The organism is Xanthomonas sp. NCPPB 3005 (assembly GCF_041228095.2).
Classification (GTDB): domain Bacteria; phylum Pseudomonadota; class Gammaproteobacteria; order Xanthomonadales; family Xanthomonadaceae; genus Xanthomonas_A; species Xanthomonas_A bonasiae.
Map to the genome: position 1 here is coordinate 1944194 of NZ_CP166096.2, position 15649 is coordinate 1959842.

The 15649-nt window shown below is 70.5% G+C and carries 14 protein-coding genes; 9 read left to right on the forward strand and 5 right to left on the reverse strand.

Annotation, left to right across the window (positions count from 1 at the left end; all coding sequences use genetic code 11):
- Nucleotides 1-12: 12 nt before the first annotated feature.
- Nucleotides 13-894 carry a DUF2306 domain-containing protein gene (locus tag AB8810_RS08285; protein ID WP_369916212.1) on the reverse strand — a complete coding sequence of 294 codons (882 nt, stop codon included), beginning with the start codon at nt 892-894 and terminating at the stop codon, nt 13-15.
- Nucleotides 895-1184: 290 nt separating this feature from the next.
- On the opposite strand from AB8810_RS08285, the gene AB8810_RS08290 reads away from it, so the two are divergent.
- Entirely contained in the window at nt 1185-1655 is a 471-nt protein-coding gene (locus AB8810_RS08290; protein WP_206258785.1) for a cupin domain-containing protein, read from the forward strand.
- A gap of 126 nt (nt 1656-1781) precedes the next feature.
- On the opposite strand, the gene AB8810_RS08295 is transcribed toward AB8810_RS08290, so the two are convergent.
- Nucleotides 1782-2384: a TetR/AcrR family transcriptional regulator gene (locus AB8810_RS08295; protein WP_369916214.1), complete on the reverse strand. Its 603-nt coding sequence runs from the start codon at nt 2382-2384 to the stop codon at nt 1782-1784.
- 138 nt (nt 2385-2522) lie between these two features.
- Here AB8810_RS08295 and AB8810_RS08300 point away from each other — a divergent pair, with 138 nt between their 5' ends.
- From AB8810_RS08300 to AB8810_RS08315, 4 genes are read left to right on the forward strand one after another with little or no spacing between them, the layout of a single operon-like run.
- Nucleotides 2523-3740 (forward strand): efflux RND transporter periplasmic adaptor subunit, encoded by a 1218-nt coding sequence (locus AB8810_RS08300; protein WP_179566020.1) that lies wholly within the window; start codon nt 2523-2525, stop codon nt 3738-3740.
- A gap of 14 nt (nt 3741-3754) precedes the next feature.
- On the forward strand, nt 3755-6904 hold the full coding sequence (locus AB8810_RS08305) for an efflux RND transporter permease subunit (RefSeq protein WP_369916217.1): 3150 nt from the start codon (nt 3755-3757) through the stop codon (nt 6902-6904).
- 1 nt (nt 6905) lies between these two features.
- Nucleotides 6906-8372 (forward strand): AdeC/AdeK/OprM family multidrug efflux complex outer membrane factor, encoded by a 1467-nt coding sequence (gene adeC, locus AB8810_RS08310; RefSeq protein ID WP_369916219.1) that lies wholly within the window; start codon nt 6906-6908, stop codon nt 8370-8372.
- 14 nt (nt 8373-8386) lie between these two features.
- Nucleotides 8387-9070: a TetR/AcrR family transcriptional regulator gene (locus AB8810_RS08315; RefSeq protein WP_369916221.1), complete on the forward strand. Its 684-nt coding sequence runs from the start codon at nt 8387-8389 to the stop codon at nt 9068-9070.
- Here AB8810_RS08315 and AB8810_RS08320 read toward each other — a convergent pair.
- Together AB8810_RS08320 and AB8810_RS08325 are read right to left on the reverse strand one after the other, a co-directional pair.
- Nucleotides 9067-10305: an MFS transporter gene (locus AB8810_RS08320; protein WP_369916223.1), complete on the reverse strand. Its 1239-nt coding sequence runs from the start codon at nt 10303-10305 to the stop codon at nt 9067-9069. The two genes, AB8810_RS08315 and AB8810_RS08320, sit on opposite strands and share 4 nt — an antisense overlap.
- Nucleotides 10302-10745 (reverse strand): MarR family winged helix-turn-helix transcriptional regulator, encoded by a 444-nt coding sequence (locus AB8810_RS08325; RefSeq protein WP_179566010.1) that lies wholly within the window; start codon nt 10743-10745, stop codon nt 10302-10304. The genes AB8810_RS08320 and AB8810_RS08325 overlap by 4 nt, the downstream gene beginning before the upstream one ends.
- A gap of 268 nt (nt 10746-11013) precedes the next feature.
- On the opposite strand from AB8810_RS08325, the gene AB8810_RS08330 reads away from it, so the two are divergent.
- Together AB8810_RS08330 and AB8810_RS08335 are read left to right on the forward strand one after the other, a co-directional pair.
- Complete coding sequence (locus AB8810_RS08330) at nt 11014-12165, forward strand: winged helix-turn-helix domain-containing protein (protein ID WP_369916226.1); 1152 nt, start codon at nt 11014-11016, stop codon at nt 12163-12165.
- 118 nt (nt 12166-12283) lie between these two features.
- Nucleotides 12284-12616 carry a multidrug efflux SMR transporter gene (locus AB8810_RS08335; protein ID WP_206230841.1) on the forward strand — a complete coding sequence of 111 codons (333 nt, stop codon included), beginning with the start codon at nt 12284-12286 and terminating at the stop codon, nt 12614-12616.
- A 93-nt stretch (nt 12617-12709) separates the two neighbouring features.
- On the opposite strand, the gene AB8810_RS08340 is transcribed toward AB8810_RS08335, so the two are convergent.
- Nucleotides 12710-13531: an alpha/beta fold hydrolase gene (locus tag AB8810_RS08340; RefSeq protein WP_369916644.1), complete on the reverse strand. Its 822-nt coding sequence runs from the start codon at nt 13529-13531 to the stop codon at nt 12710-12712.
- Nucleotides 13532-13895: 364 nt separating this feature from the next.
- Here AB8810_RS08340 and AB8810_RS08345 point away from each other — a divergent pair, with 364 nt between their 5' ends.
- Both AB8810_RS08345 and AB8810_RS08350 read left to right on the forward strand, forming a co-directional pair.
- Nucleotides 13896-14969 carry an XdhC family protein gene (locus AB8810_RS08345; protein ID WP_369916228.1) on the forward strand — a complete coding sequence of 358 codons (1074 nt, stop codon included), beginning with the start codon at nt 13896-13898 and terminating at the stop codon, nt 14967-14969.
- Entirely contained in the window at nt 14966-15571 is a 606-nt protein-coding gene (locus AB8810_RS08350) for a nucleotidyltransferase family protein (protein WP_369916230.1), read from the forward strand. Before AB8810_RS08345 ends, AB8810_RS08350 begins: the two co-directional genes overlap by 4 nt.
- Nucleotides 15572-15649 lie beyond the last annotated feature (78 nt).

The window sequence follows — 15649 nt, forward strand, 5'->3', positions numbered from 1 at the left end:
GGCGTCACGGGCTCAGGCAGGCCGCAGCATCGGCCACCACATGCCTGCGGCGGCGGCCACGGTGCCGATCAGCGTGGCCAGGCTCATCAGCGCCAGGGTCGAGGCGGCCAGCCAGTGCAGCGCACGCCGCCGGCTGTCGCGCGCGCGCAGGTACAGTTCCAGCACCGCCAGCGGCAGCAGCGTCTGCGCGAACGCGAGCGTGGTCAGCGCCGGGCCGACGAAACGGTCCGGATCGAATCCTGCGGGGCCCTGGTTGACCGCCAGCCAGCACATCAGGCCGACCCGGAAGAACCAGACGCCGCTGACCGCCAGGAACAGCCGCAGCGCCCAGCGCCGATGCGCCGCCAGGCGGCCGCTGCGCGCACTGCGCCAGGCCATGGCCACGAAGACGGCGATCAGCAGCGCGTTGAGGCTGGTGCCCAGATGCTGCCCGAGGTCGCCGGCGGCACCGCCACGCACCCAGATCATCGCCAGCCCGCCCAGGCTCAACAGCATTGCGCACAGCATGTAGGCGCGCCCGTTCCAGTGATGCACGGCCGGCGCATGCCGGCGCAGCGCCGGCAGCAGTTGCGCCGCGCCGGCCAGCACGATGGCCACGGCAAGCAATAGGTGCAGGGCCAGCACCGCGTTGAACACGTGGTCGCCGGCGACGTAGCCATGCGCCAGCACCCGGTTCCAGCGCTCCGGTGTACCGGCCAGCGCGGCGCGGCCGTAGAAGCCGGCCACGTAGGCGGCGAACAGGAGCTGTCCGGCGACGGCGATGCACAGCCACAGCGCCGCGGCGCCGCGCAGCAGCCGGTTCGCGGCCGCTACCGGTCGGCATTGGCTGGACGCAGCGCGCGTGGCGGCGGTGGGAGCGGCAACGTGTGCCTGGCGGGCGGCGGTCGGGAGCATGCGAGAGGGCGCTGGGATCGAGGCGCGCAGTGTTGCTGCGCCATGCCCGCGCCGGCATGCGCCTTCCGACCGGCGACGGCTGGGTCGGATGGACGGTGCCAGGTGCCGACGAAGCGAGGCCGACCGGTCGCGTCCGGCGCTGCGGTGGTCATCGCCGATCGTGCGGCCTTGCTGCAACGACCCCGGACGATTGATGAGCGGCGCTTACGGCGGCATGTACATGGCGCGGGCTAGTGCCGCCGGCGCAGCGCGCCTACAGTCGGTACGGACGTCCATGCAAGGAGATTCCGATGAGCCTGTTCGCCACCGCCATGTCGCTGTCGATGATGGCCGCTGCGGTTCCCGACGACGACGCCAAGCCGATCAGGATCGCCCGTGCCGGCAGCGTCGCGTCGGCGGTCGGTCCGGCTGCGTATTTCACCGGCACGGTGCGCATCGATGCGCCGTTCCAGGGCGAGGCGCCGGCGCGCGTCGGCGGCGCCACGGTCAGTTTCGAACCGGGCGCGCGCACGGCCTGGCACACCCATCCCTTGGGGCAGACCCTGATCGTCACCGCCGGCGTCGGCCATGTGCAGGAATGGGGCAAGCCGGCGCAGGAGATCCGTCCCGGCGACATCGTGTGGATTCCGCCGGGGGTCAAGCACTGGCACGGCGCCAGCGCGCAGGTGGCGATGACCCATATCGCCATCGCCGAAGCGGTGGACGGTTCGCCGGTGACCTGGCTGGAGCCGGTGTCGGAGAGCCAGTATCGCGGGGCGTGAGTGGTGCAGTAGCGGGGTGCGCGATTCCGATTGACCTGTAGGAGCGGCTTCAGCCGCGACGGGCATTGCCGATAGAGCCTGTCGCGGCTGAAGCCGCTCCTACAGAGGCGCCGATTGGCGCTCTTGCTATGCCCCATAACCCCCGAAGAACACCTGCAGCGCGCGCCGCGTCGCGTCGCGCAGGTACTCCGGCGACGGGTTCTTCAGTGCGCCGAACAGGCACGGCATCAGCGTTTCCGCTTCCAGCAGCCCGGCCAGGTGGCGGGCGGCGATGGTCGGGTCGGCGCGGCGCAGGCGGCCCTGGTCCATCTGCGTCTGCAGGAACACGCCCAGGCGCTGCATGCCCTGGTCCGGGCCGCTCCCGAAGAACAGCAGGCCGATGTCCGAGCGGCCGGAGACGCCGATGATGGTCTGCCAGACCTGCACCGACTGCGCCGAGCACAGAAACGCCAGGGTGTCCTCGCCCATGCGCTGCAATGCGGTCGGCAGAGCGTCCTTGGACTGCGTCAGCGTGGCCAGGATCGGGTCCATGAATTGGATCGCGACGCTGTGCGCCACCGCCACGAACAACTCCTCCTTGGACGGGAAATAGCCGTACAGGGTGCGTTTGGAGCTGCCGGCGCGGGTGGCGATCTGGGTCATCGAGGCGCCCTCGAAGCCGGCCTCCAGGAACACCGCGGCCGCCGCTTCGACGATCGCTTCGCGCTTGGCTTCAGTCCTGACGCGCATCGCTCTGCCATGGGGAAGGGCGCTTAAGTATACCGGGAGGGCAGAAATGGTTGACGGCGCCGGATCGCTTGAATAGTATACCGAACCGTACCGTTTAGATTCTTTCCGCCTCCCTGCGTCCCCACCCGGAGATTCCTCGTGCGTCCTGTCCTGTCCTCTCGTCTATCGCTGGCCCTGGCCGTGGCGGCCACCTCGCTGTTGAGCGCGTGCGGTTCGCCCCCGGGCGGTCCGCCGCCGCAGGAGGGCACGCCGGAGATGGGCGTGGTCACCGTCGCCACGCGGCCGGTCGCGCTGACCACCGAGTTGCCGGGGCGCACGCTGCCGTACCTGATCGCCGACGTGCGGCCGCAGGTGAACGGCATCATCCAGGTGCGCAAGTTCCGCGAAGGCGGCGAGGTCAAGGCCGGCGAGACGCTGTACCAGATCGATCCGGCCACCTATCGCGCCACCTACGACAGCTACGTGGCCGCGCTGGGCAAGGCCCAGGCCACGCTGCGCAGCGCGCGCCTCAAGGCCGAGCGCTACAGCGAACTGGTCAAGGTGTCGGCGATCAGCAAGCAGGACAACGACGACGCCGGCGCCGCGCTGGGCCAGGCCGAGGCGGACGTCGCCGCGGCCAAGGCCAACGTGGAGAGCGCACGCATCAACCTGGCCTATGCGCGGGTGGATGCGCCGATTTCCGGGCGCATCGGCAAGTCCAGCGTGACCGCCGGCGCGCTGGTCACCGCCAGCCAGTCGACCGCGCTGGCCACCATCCAGCAGTTGGATCCGATCTACGTCGACGTCACCCAGCCCAGCGCCTCGCTGCTGCGGCTCAAGCGGGCGCTGGCCAGCGGCGAACTGGAGAAGGCCGACGCCACGGCGGCCAAGGTGAACCTGCTGCTGGAAGACGGCAGCCCGTATCCGCTGCAGGGGCGGCTGGAGTTCTCCGACGTCACCGTCGACCAGAACACCGGCTCGATCACCGTGCGCGCGGTGTTCCCGAATCCGAACGCGGATCTGTTGCCCGGCATGTACGTGCGCGCGGTGCTGCAGGAAGGCGTGAAGGACGATGCAGTGCTGGTGCCGCAGCAGGCGGTCTCGCGCAACGGCGCGGGCAAGCCGACCGCGTACGTGGTCGGCAGCGACCACAAGCTGCAGCTGCGCGTGCTGGAGACCGATCGTGCGGTCGGCGACCAATGGCTGGTGCGCAGCGGGCTCAAGCCCGGCGAGCAGCTGGTGGTCGATGGCCAGTCGCGGGCGCGCCCGGGGGTGACGGTCAAGACCGTGCCGTGGCAGCCGAAGGCCGCCACGGCCGCCTCCGGCGCAGCCCCTGCAGCCGCATCCGCCGCGGCCGCGCCGCGCGCGGCGAACTGAGGCGCTAGACCGTCATGGCACGCTTCTTCATCGACCGTCCGATCTTCGCCTGGGTGCTGGCCATCATCGTGATGCTGGCCGGCATCCTCTCCGTCGTCACCCTGCCCATCGCGCAATACCCCAGCATCGCGCCGCCCGCCGTGGCGATCACCGCCAACTATCCCGGCGCTTCGGCCAAGACCCTCGAGGACACCGTCACCCAGGTCATCGAGCAGAAGATGAAGGGCCTGGACCACCTGAGCTACATGGCCTCCACCAGCGAGTCCAGCGGCCAGGTCACCATCACCCTGACCTTCGACAACGGCACCGACCCGGACACCGCGCAGGTGCAGGTGCAGAACAAACTGTCGCTGGCCACGCCGTTGCTGCCGCAGGAGGTGCAGCAGCAGGGCGTGACCGTGACCAAGTCGGCGACCAACTTCCTCAACGTGCTGGCCTTCACTTCCGAAGACGGCAGCATGAGCGATTCGGACCTGTCCGATTACGTGGCCGCCAACGTGCAGGAAGCGATCAGCCGCGTCGAAGGCGTCGGCGACACCACCCTGTTCGGTTCGCAGTATTCGATGCGGATCTGGCTGGACCCGAACAAGCTGAGCAACTTCAGCCTGACCCCGCTGGACGTGAAGACCGCGGTGCAGGCGCAGAACGCGCAGGTCTCGGCTGGCCAGCTCGGCGCGCTGCCGGCGGCGCCCAACCAGCAGCTCAACGCCACCATCACCGCGCAGACGCGGCTGAAGACCGCCGCCGAGTTCGAGGACATCCTGCTGCGCACCCAGTCCGACGGTTCGCAGGTGCGGTTGCGCGACGTGGCCCGGATCGAACTGGGCAGCGAGAGCTACAACAGCGTCGGCCGTTACAACGGCAAGCCGGCCGCCGGCCTGGCGATCAAGCTCGCCACCGGCGCCAACGCGCTGGACACGGTCAAGGCGATCGACGCCAGCATGGCCGAGCAGGAGAAGTTCTTCCCGCCCGGCATGAAGGTGCAAAAGCCATACGACACCACGCCGTTCGTGCGCATCTCGATCGAAGAGGTGGTGCGCACGCTGATCGAGGCGGTGGTGCTGGTGTTCCTGGTGATGTACCTGTTCCTGCAGAACTTCCGCGCCACGCTGATCCCGACCATCGCCGTGCCGGTGGTGCTGCTGGGCACCTTCGGCGTGCTGGCCGTGTTCGGCTACACCATCAACACGCTGACCATGTTCGCGATGGTGCTGGCGATCGGCCTGCTGGTGGACGACGCGATCGTGGTGGTGGAGAACGTCGAGCGGGTGATGAGCGAGGAACACTTGCCGCCGAAGGAAGCCACGCGCAAGTCGATGGGGCAGATCACCGGCGCGCTGGTCGGCGTGGCCCTGGTGCTGGCCGCGGTGTTCGTGCCGATGGCGTTCTTCGGCGGCTCCACCGGGGTGATCTACCGGCAGTTCTCGATCACCATCGTCGCGGCGATGACGCTGTCGGTGCTGGTGGCGATGGTGCTGACCCCGGCGCTGTGCGCGACCCTGCTCAAGCCGGCCAAGCAGCACGGCATGGCCACCACCGGTTTCTTCGGCTGGTTCAACCGCGTGTTCGATCGCGGCAACGGCCGCTATCAGGGCGCGGTGCGGCACATGCTGGGCAAGGGCTGGCGCTACATGATCGCCTACGCGGTGGTGCTGGCGCTGGTGGTGGTCGGCTTCATGAAGCTGCCGGTCGGGTTCCTGCCGGACGAGGACCAGGGCACGCTGTTCGTGCTGGTGCAGTTGCCGCCAGGCGCCACCGCGGCGCGCACCGACACGGTGCTGCGCCAGGTCGAGCAGCATTTCCTGGTCGATCAGAAGGACTCGGTCGCCGGCCTGTTCACGGTGTCGGGCTTTAGCTTCGCCGGTAGCGGGCAGAACCTGGGCCTGGCCTTCGTCAAGCTGCGGCCCTGGGACGAGCGCACCGGCAAGGGCCAGAGCGTGACCGAGGTGGCGGCCAAGGCCGGCAAGTACTTCGCCGGCATCCGCGACGCCAAGGTGTTCGCGTTCGCGCCGCCGGCGGTGTCGGAACTGGGCAATGCGACTGGCTTCGACCTGATGCTGCAGGACCGCGCCAACCTCGGCCACGACGCGCTGATGCAGGCGCGCAACCAGTTGCTGGCCGAGCTGTCGCAGGACAAGCGGCTGGTCGCGGTGCGCCCGAACGGGCAGGAGGACACGCCCGAGTTCAAGCTGGACATCGATCCGCATAAGGCGGAGACGCTGGGCCTGTCGATCTCCGACATCAACGGCACGTTCTCCAGCGCCTGGGGCAGCACCTACGTCAACGACTTCATCGACAAGGGCCGGGTCAAGAAGGTGATGCTGCAGGCCGATGCGCCATACCGCATGCTGCCGGAGGACATCGACCGCTGGTACGTGCGCAACAGCGCCGGCACCATGGTCGCGTTCAATTCCTTCGCCAAGGCCAGCTGGAGCATGGGTTCGCCGCGGCTGGAGCGCTACAACAGCGTGCCGTCGGTGGAGATCCTGGGCATGGCGCTGCCGGGCGCGGCGTCCAGCGGCGAGGCCTTGGCCATCGTCGAGGCCGCGGCGGCCAAGCTGCCGCCGGGCATCGGCTACGAGTGGACCGGGCTGTCGCGGCAGGAAAAGGCGTCCAGCGGCCAGACCGGCATGCTGTACGGGTTGTCGATCCTGATCGTGTTCCTGTGTCTTGCCGCGCTGTACGAAAGCTGGGCGATTCCGTTCGCGGTGATCCTGGTGGTGCCGCTGGGCGTGTTCGGCGCGCTGCTCGGCGCGGTGCTGACCTGGAAGATGAACGACGTGTACTTCCAGGTGGGCCTGTTGACCACGATCGGCCTGGCCAGCAAGAACGCGATCCTGATCGTGGAATTCGCCCGCGAGCTGCACGAGGGCGGCAAGAGCCTGGTGGAGTCGGCGCTGGAGGCGGCGCGGATGCGCCTGCGGCCGATCCTGATGACCTCGATGGCGTTCATCCTCGGCGTGGTGCCGATGGTGCTGGGCAGCGGCGCCGGCGCCGGCGCGCAGCATGCGCTGGGCACCGCGGTGATCGGCGGCATGCTGTCGGGCACGGTCCTGGCGATCTTCTTCGTGCCGCTGTTCTTCGTGCTGGTGTGCGGCCTGTTCAAGCGCCGCGCCCATACCCCCGACGATCCGTCCGCCGCGCGCGTCGCGGAAGGAGCCTGACATGTCCCGTTCGATCCTGACCCCGCTGGCGCTGGCGGTATCCACGTTGCTCGCCGGCTGCAGCCTGATGCCGGCCTACGAGCGCCCGGCAGCGCCGGTGCCGGCGCAGTTCGACGGCGCCGCCGCCGATGCCAGCGCGCAGACCGGCGCCGTCCCCGTCGCCGACATCGGCTGGCGCGCCGTGTTCACCGATCCCAAGCTGCAGCAGGTGATCGAGCTGGCGCTGGACAACAACCGCGACCTGCGCGTGGCCGCGCTCAATATCGACCAGGCCTGGGCGCAGTACCGCGTGCAGCGCGCCGACCTGGCGCCGGGCGTGGACCTGAGCGGCAGCGGCAACGGTTCGCGCACCCCGGGCGATCTGTCCGGCACCGGGCAACCGCTGGTGGCGCACAGCTACAGCGCCACGCTCGGCATCAGCGCCTACGAACTGGACCTGTTCGGCCGCGTGCGCAGCCTCAAGGAACAGGCGCTGCAACAGTTCCTGTCCACCACCGAGGCGCAGCGCAGCACCCACATCAGCCTGGTCGCGCAGGTCGCCACGGCCTATCTCACCCTGGCCGCCGACCAGGATCTGCTGCGCCTGGCGCAGGACACGCTGACCAGCCAGAGCGAGAGCTACCGGCTGCAGCAGCGCAGTTTCGACCTCGGCGCGGCCTCGGCGCTGACCCTGCGCCAGGCGCAGACCACGGTGGAAAGCGCGCGGGTGGACGTGGAGCGCTACACCGCGCAGGTCGCGCAGGATCGCAATGCGCTGCGCCTGCTGGCCGGCACCGAGGTGCCGAGCGAACTGCTGCCGACCGCGCTGCCGGACAGCGCCAGCGCCGACGCCAACGTGTTGGCCAGCATCCCGGCCGGATTGCCGTCGGAACTGCTGCAGCGCCGCCCGGACATCCTGGAGGCCGAGCGCACCCTGCAGGCCGCCAACGCCAACATCGGCGCGGCGCGCGCCGCGTTCTATCCGAGCATCAGCCTGACCGCCTCGGCCGGCAGCGCCAGCGCCGGCCTGTCCGGCCTGTTCAAGGGCGGCTCCGGCAGTTGGAGCTTCGCGCCCAGCATCTCGCTGCCGATCTTCGACGGCGGCCGCAACCGCGCCAATCTCGACGTCGCCAAGGTGCAGCGCGACATCGACGTGGCCAACTACGAGAAGGCGATCCAGACCGCGTTCCGCGAGGTCTCCGACGCGCTCGCTGAGCGCAACACGCTGGGCCGCCAGCTGCAGGCGCAACAGGCGCTGGTGGACGCGTCCGCCGACAGCTACCGGCTGTCGCAGGCGCGTTTCGAGCGCGGCGTGGACAGCTACCTCGGCGCGCTGGATGCGCAGCGCACGCTGTACGGCGCCGAGCAGACCCTGATCAGCACGCGGCTGTCGCGCTTCACCAACCTGGTGACCTTCTACAAGGCGCTGGGCGGCGGCTGGGTGGAGATGGCCGCGTCCGCGGACGCGACGGCCTCGACGGGACGCTAGCGGTGCCGCGCCAGGTGCCCGCGCCGGCCCAGGCGCGGCGGCGTGGCGAGCGGGGCGCGACGCGCGAAAAGCACGCCGCGATCCTGGATGCGGCGCGGCGGCTGTTCTCCCGCAACGGCTTCGACACCACCACCATGGACGCCGTCGCTGCCTGCGCGGACGTGTCCAAGGCCACCGTCTATGCGCATTTCGCCAGCAAGGACGCGCTGTTCCAGGCGGTCGTGGACGCGATGGTGGGGGAGATGCCGGATCGCTGGGATGCGCTGCTCGCCAGCGGCGGGCCGCTGCAGCTGCGGTTGACGGCGGTGGCGCACGACCTCATGGCGATGACGGCCGCGCCGATGCTGCAGGCCATCCATCGCATGCTCGCGCTGTCCACGCAGGTGTCGCTGCAGCAGGCCGATACGTACTGGGACCTGTGTTTCGCGCGCTACGATCGCGCCATGCAGCGGTTCCTGCGCGCGCAGATCCGGCAGGGCACGCTGGCGATCGCCGACGTGGCGCAGGCGTCCGCGCAGTTCTTCGCGTTGATCGCCAGCGGGTCGGCGTTGCGCGGATTGCTGACCGGCGAGCCGGTCGCGCCGCCGCGGCCGGGCGCGCGTTGCGTGGAAAGCGCGGTCGCGCTGTTCGTGCGCGGCTATCGCGCGGCGGCCAATCCTGCGCCGGCAACGCGCCGGCGCATCGCCGCCAGGCCCTAGGCGGGCCGCGCGGCCGCCAGCGGGCGCTGTTCCCGGATCGGCAGATTGACCAGCGCTGCGGCCGCGGCCAGGGCCATGTCCGCGTACCACATCCACTGGTAGTTGCCGAAGCGCTCCAGCGCCACGCCGCCGAGCCAGGCGCCGAAGAAGCCGCCGATCTGGTGCGACAGCAGGGTCAGGCCGAACAGCGTGCCCAGATAGCGCGGCCCGAACAGCTTGCCGATCAGCCCGGCGGTGGGCGGGACCGTCGCCAGCCAGGTGAAGCCGAGCGCGGCCGCGAACAGGTAGAAGGTCAGCGGCGTTGGCGGCGCGAGCAGGTACAGCGCGATCAGCACCGCGCGGCTGGCGTACATCGCCAGCAGCAGCCACTTCATGCGCACGCGCTCGCCGAGCTTGCCGGCGATCAGGCTGCCGGCGACGTTGCACAGGCCGATCAGCGCGATGGCGATGGCCGACACGCTGGGCGCCAGCCCGCACAACGCGATTTCCCCGGGCAGGTGGGTGACCAGGAAGGCGATGTGCACGCCGCAGGTGAAAAAGCCCAGGTGCAGGCACCAATAGCTGCGGTCGCGCAGGGCGACGCGCAGCTGCGCGCGCAAGCCGCCGTCGGGCGCGGCCGCCGTCGCGGTCGTGGTCGCGACCTGCGCCTGGCCCTTGCGGCGCAGCGGCCAGGCCAGCGGCAGGGTCAGCAGCGACAACGCGGCCATGCCGGTCATGGCCATCGCCCAGCCGGCGGCGCCGATCATCCATTGCACCAGCGGCGCGAACAGGAACTGGCCGAGCGAGCCGCCGGCGTTGATCAGCCCGGCGGCGAACGAGCGCTGTTCCGGCGCGAGGCGATGCGCGGTGGCGCCGATCAGCACCGAGAAGCTGCCGGCGCCGGCGCCCGCCGCGGCGAGCAGGCCCAGGCTGACGATCAGGCCCCACTCGGTCGGCAGCCACGGCGCCAGGGCCAGGCCCAGCGCCAGCATCATCCCGCCCAGCCACAGCACCGGCAGCGGGCCGCGCTGGTCGGCGATGGCGCCGAACACAGGCTGGACCGCGCCCCATACGAACTGGCCGACCGCCAGCGCGAAGCTGATCGCGGCGATGCCGACGCCGCTGCTGCGGTGGATCGGCTCGACGAACAGGCCGGTGGTCTGGCGCGCGCCCATGTTCAGCATCAGCGTCGCCGAGGCGATGATCAGCAGGCCCCAGTGACGGCTGGCCTGCGCGTGCGGCGCCGCGACGCTCATGCGGCGGCGTCCTCGCGGTCGGCGCACAGCGCGCGTTCCAGCTGCCGCAGCTGGCGGTGCAGGGCGTCGATGGCGGCATTGCCGGCGAGCGCATCGATCCGCGCCTGCGCGCGTTCCCAATGCGGCAGTGCGCGCTTGAGCAGGCGCCGGCCGGCGGCGCTGACCACCACCAGCTTCTGCCGTGCATCGTCGCCGCGGCGTTGCTCGATCCAGCCGGCCGCCTGCATCGGCTTGAGATTGCGCGACAGCGTGCTGCGGTCCATGCCCAGCCGCTCGGCCAGCGCGCCCAGCTGCTGCGCGGTGCCGGCGCGGCGCAGGATCGAATACTCGTTCAGGCTCAGCCCCACCGCGCTCAGTTCGCGGTCGTAGACCTGCGAGGTACGCCGCGCGGCGCGGCGCAGCAGGAAACAGGTGCAGCGGCAGGGTGCGGTGTCGTCCATGTCCGGCAAATTACGTGCATATGCATGTAATTGGCAAGCGCCGGACGGACGGGCAGGGCGGCGTGCTGCCGCCGTTCGCGGGCGGCGCGGGCAGGACATGTCCTGGCCGGTCGACGCCATGCAGGCGCATGGCGCGGCTCGCGCGCAGCTGCAGCGATGCAACGCTTCGCCAGGCGTAGCGACGCACGTGGACGCTTGCGCGCACGCTCGCGGATCGCCGGCATTGCTATGCTCTGCGGCGCCTTGCGCTTGCCGGAGTGCCGTCCCGATGCCGAACACACGCACCGTCTCTGTGCCGATCGCCGCCGCGCGGGCGCGCGCGCTGTGGCTGGATGCGCAGCGGCTGACCACTCCGGCGCCGTTCGGCGCCGGGGCCGAGGCGGTGCGGCAGGCCACCGCGCACCTGGGCTACGTGCAGATCGACACCATCCACGTGATCGAACGCAGCCACCACCATGTGCTGTACAGCCGCATTCCCGCCTATCGCAAGCAGGATCTGGAGCAGGCGCAGGCGCAGGACAAGTCGGTGTTCGAGTACTGGACGCATGCGCTGGCCTATGTGCCGATCGCCGACTACCGCATGTACGTGGCGCAGATGGCGCGCTACCGTGCCCAGGCGGACGCGGCCGGCAAGATCGATCCGGCCGATTACGCCAGGCTGCTGCGGCGCATCCGCAACGACGGGCCGTTGTCGATCCGCGATATCGACGACGACGTGCTGGTCGAGAAGACCCATCCGTGGGGCAGCCGCAAACCGTCGCGCGCGGCGTTGCGCTACGGCTTCTTCAGCGGCGACCTGGTGGTCGCCCAGCGCAGCGGGATGCTCAAGACCTACGAGCTGGCCGCGCGCCATTTCGGCTGGAGCCGGCGCCCGCGCCCGGTCAGCGACGCGCAGTACGCGCGCTATCTGCTGGAGCGCGCGCTGCGCGCGCAGGGCCTGGTCGGCGTGGACTCGATCTGCTACGGCAATGCCGGCGCCAAGCCCGCGGTGCGCGCGCTGCTCGCCGCCGCGGTCGCCGCCAAGCGCCTGGTCCCGGTGCATCTGCAAGGGCAGGAGCAGGCCGCGCTATGGGCCGAACCGGCGCTGCTGGAGCATGCGCCGCCGCTGCCGGACGATTCCCTGGCGCAGCTGCTGTCGCCGTTCGATCCGTTGCTGATCCAGCGCAAGCGGCTGCAGCAGTTCTTCGGCTACGAACATCGCTTCGAGGCCTACGTGCCGGCGCCGCAGCGGGTGCTCGGCTACTTCGCGCTGCCGGTGCTGGTCGGCGACCGCATCGTCGCCGCGCTGGATCTGAAGATGGATCGCCAGGCGGGCAGGCTGCTGATCCAGAAATGGACCTGGCTGGTGCCGCAGCGGCCGGCGCTGAAGGCGGCGATCGACGCGGCGCTGCAGCGCTTCGAGCGGTTTCATCTGCAGTAGCGAGACAGGCACGCCGTGCCAGGCGCGGCGACACGGCGCGATTGCGCACAGACGAAAAGTCCCTGTAATACACGCTTGGGCGGTACGCTTCAGGCCCCTGCGGCGAGAGGCGACTGCGATGAAGCACTGGCTTTTCCTGCTGATCGCGATCGTCGGCGAAGTCGCCGGGACGTCGTCGTTGAAGGCGAGCGAGGGGTTCACCCGCCTGTGGCCGTCGCTGCTGGCGATCCTCGGCTACGGTGTCGCGTTCTATTTCCTGTCGCTGACCTTGCGCAGCATTCCCATGGGCATCGCCTATGCGCTGTGGTCGGGGATCGGCATCGTGCTGATCTCGCTGATGGCATGGCTGCAGTTCGGGCAGAAGCTCGATGCGCCGGCGCTCGCCGGCATGGCGCTCATCGTTGCCGGCGTGATCGTCATCAACGTGTTTTCCAGCACGGCGCAGCACTAGGCCTGGCGCCCGCCCGGCGCGGCATGCGGCCGGACCGGCCGCCATGCCATGCCGGACCGCGCTTGCGCGCGGCGGCGGTCGATGGAGAGCGGATCAGGCCTTGAAGAAGGCCAGCAGATCCTGGTTGATCTGTTCCGGGTGGGTGGTGCACATGCCGTGCGGGTAGCCCTTGTAGACCTTCAGCGTGGCGTGCTTGACCAGCTTGGCCGACAGCAGCGCCGAGTCGGCGATCGGCACGATCTGGTCGTCGTCGCCGTGCAGCACCAGCACCGGCACCTCGATCTGCTTCAGGTCCTCGGTGAAGTCGGTTTCCGAGAACGCCTTGATGCAGTCGTAGTGGGCCTTGGCGCCGCCCATCATGCCCTGCCGCCACCAGTTGTCCATGGCGCCCTGCGAGACCTTGGCGCCGTCGCGGTTGTAGCCGTAGAACGGCACCGGCACCTCTTTGTAGAACTGCGCGCGGTTGGCGGCCAGCTGGGTGCGGAAGCCGTCGAACACGTCGATCGGCAGGCCGCCCGGGTTGTTCTCGGTCTTGAGCATGATCGGCGGCACCGCGCCGATCAGCACCGCCTTGGCCACGCGGCCGGCGCCGTGCCTGGCGACATAGCGCGCCACTTCGCCGCCGCCGGTGGAATGGCCGACGTGGATGGCGTTCTTCAGGTCCAGGTGCTTGGCCAGCGCGGCCACGTCGGCGGCGTAGGTGTCCATGTCGTTGCCGGTCGCGGTCTGCGTGGAACGGCCATGGCCGCGGCGGTCGTGGGCGATGACGCGGTAGCCCTGGGCGATGAAGAACAGCATCTGCGCGTCCCAGTCGTCGGCGCTGAGCGGCCAGCCGTGATGGAACACGATGGGTTGGCCGGTGCCCCAGTCCTTGTAGAAGATTTCGGTTCCGTCTTGCGTGGTGATGCTGGGCATGGTGGTCTCCTGATGGGCGTGCGGGCTGGCCGCAGGCGTGGGGGAAAGGCCGGTTCGGCCCGGTGCGGCGATGCCTGCCAGGGGCAGGGCGGTCAATGCGGCGGCGCCGAGCAGCAGGCGGCGCCTGACAGGATCGGCGATGTCGGTGTGCGTCGTGTGAGCGTCCATTGCAGTTCCAGCGTCGAAAGCAGCGCAGCAGATGATGCGCGGCGCGGCACGATGCCGATTGCATAATCCTGCTGGTTTGCCGCGCTGCGCCGCGAGCCTGTGCGGTCGCGCCGTGACGCGTTCGTCGCCGCCAAGTCACCTCGTCACCACAGACCGCTGCTTAGGCTGTGTTCCAACCCCCAGCCTGTGCCGCCGCATGTCCGCTGCCAGACACTGTTTCCACGATGCCATCGCCGCCTGCCGGCAGCGCACGCCCGCGGTGCTTGCCGTGGCGATGGCCACGGAAGGCTCCACCTACGCGCATGCCGGCGCGGTGGCGCTGTTCGGCGCCGACGGCGCGCAGCAGGGCTGGCTCAGCGGCGGTTGCCTGGAGCCGGAGATCGCGCGGTGCGCGGCGGCCGCGGCCGCCGCGGGCGACCTGGCCTGGATGGACATCGACACGCGCGACGACGAGGACCTGCTGTCCGGTTCGGCGGTGGGCTGCCGTGGCCGCCTGCATCTGGCCTTGCTGCCGTTGTGCGCCCTGCCCGGGTTCGAACGCCTGGCGCAGGCATGGCTGCAGCGGCGCGGTGCGTTGCGCCTGGCGCTGGACGCCGACGGCGGCATCGTCGCGGCGGTGGCCGGCGAGACCTTGCAGTGGCGTTTGCGATGCCAGGGATGGGCAGGCGCGGCGGCTTGCGGCGGCCAGGTGCAGGTGCCGCCGCCGCCGCGGGTCAGCGTGTTCGGTGCCGGCCCGGAAACCGCCGTGCTGTTGCCGCTGCTGCGGCAACTGGGCTGGATGACCACGCTGGTGGAACAGCGTCCGCGCTGGGCGGGGCAGGCGGCGTTGGCCGACCAGGCCTTGGCGTGCACGCCGGCCCGCGCGCTGGACGAGTGCGCCGACAGCGACGCGGCACTGGTGATGCACCATCATTTCGAACTGGACCGCGAGGCGCTGTCGGCGCTGGCGGCGAGCGCGATTCCGTTCCTGGGCCTGCTGGGACCCGCACGCCGGCGCGAGGACCTGTTCCGGCTGTTGCGCCCGCAGCAGCACGCGCAACTGCTGCCGCGGCTGCATTCGCCGATCGGGCTGCGCCTCGGCGGCAGCGGCGCGGAGGCGATCGCGCTGAGCATCGCCGCGCAATTGCAGGGCACCCGCAGCATGCAGCGAGCCGGCGCCATCCCGGAGCCGAACCGGTGCAGCGTGACCCGCTTGCACGGCGGCGATGTCGCATCGGCCCCGCCCGCGCCGTTGCGCGCCGACAGCGGCGCGCGGGGTGCGGCGCGATGAGCCACGCACATGCCGCCCTGGTGCTCGCCGCCGGTGCCAGCCGCCGCCTCGGCCACGCCAAGCAGGCGCTGACCCGCGACGGCGAGCCCTTGCTGCGGCGCACGGCGCGGCTGGCGCTGGCATCGTCGCCGGCGCGCTGCGTGGTGGTGCTGGGAGCGCAGGCCGAGGCGCTGCGCTCGGCGCTGGACGACCTGCCGGTGGAGATCGTGGTCAATCGCGATTGGTCGACCGGCATGGGCGGAAGCCTGGCCTGCCTGCGCGCGGCGCTGCAGGGGGATGCATCGATCACCCACAGCCTGGTGCTCGGCTGCGATCAGCCGGCGCTGGAGGCTGCGCACTTGCAGGATCTGCTGGCCGCATCGCGCCGCGCCGCCTCCGGTTGCGCGGTCAGCGCCTACGCCGGCGTGCGCGGCATGCCGGCGGTGGTGGCGCAGGCGTGCTGGCGCGCATTGCCGTTGGGCGGCGACCAGGGACTGCGCGGCCTGTTCGATGCGATGGCGCCGGACAGCCTCGGCTGCATCGTTGCCCCGGCGCTGGCGCTGGACCTGGACACGCCGCAGGACGTGCAGGCCGCGGTGGAACGCGGCTGGTTGGATCCGTAGGCGCTAGGTTACGCTCGATCGGCAGGTGTTGTAGGAGCGGCTTCAGCCGCGACCCGTCTCCATCGGCAAAGCGTCGCG

Bases quoted from the DNA above. Each gene is read 5' to 3' on its own strand.
- AB8810_RS08295 (WP_369916214.1), bottom strand. From the start codon at position 2,384: ATGCGCGTCAGGACTGAAGCCAAGCGCGAAGCGATCGTCGAAGCGGCG.
- AB8810_RS08290 (WP_206258785.1), top strand. From the start codon at position 1,185: ATGAGCCTGTTCGCCACCGCCATGTCGCTGTCGATGATGGCCGCTGCG.
- AB8810_RS08320 (WP_369916223.1), bottom strand. From the start codon at position 10,305: ATGAGCGTCGCGGCGCCGCACGCGCAGGCCAGCCGTCACTGGGGCCTG.
- AB8810_RS08330 (WP_369916226.1), top strand. From the start codon at position 11,014: ATGCCGAACACACGCACCGTCTCTGTGCCGATCGCCGCCGCGCGGGCG.
- AB8810_RS08325 (WP_179566010.1), bottom strand. From the start codon at position 10,745: ATGGACGACACCGCACCCTGCCGCTGCACCTGTTTCCTGCTGCGCCGC.
- adeC (WP_369916219.1), top strand. From the start codon at position 6,906: ATGTCCCGTTCGATCCTGACCCCGCTGGCGCTGGCGGTATCCACGTTG.
- AB8810_RS08340 (WP_369916644.1), bottom strand. From the start codon at position 13,531: ATGCCCAGCATCACCACGCAAGACGGAACCGAAATCTTCTACAAGGAC.
- AB8810_RS08285 (WP_369916212.1), bottom strand. From the start codon at position 894: ATGCTCCCGACCGCCGCCCGCCAGGCACACGTTGCCGCTCCCACCGCC.
- AB8810_RS08335 (WP_206230841.1), top strand. From the start codon at position 12,284: ATGAAGCACTGGCTTTTCCTGCTGATCGCGATCGTCGGCGAAGTCGCC.
- AB8810_RS08350 (WP_369916230.1), top strand. From the start codon at position 14,966: ATGAGCCACGCACATGCCGCCCTGGTGCTCGCCGCCGGTGCCAGCCGC.
- AB8810_RS08305 (WP_369916217.1), top strand. From the start codon at position 3,755: ATGGCACGCTTCTTCATCGACCGTCCGATCTTCGCCTGGGTGCTGGCC.
- AB8810_RS08345 (WP_369916228.1), top strand. From the start codon at position 13,896: ATGTCCGCTGCCAGACACTGTTTCCACGATGCCATCGCCGCCTGCCGG.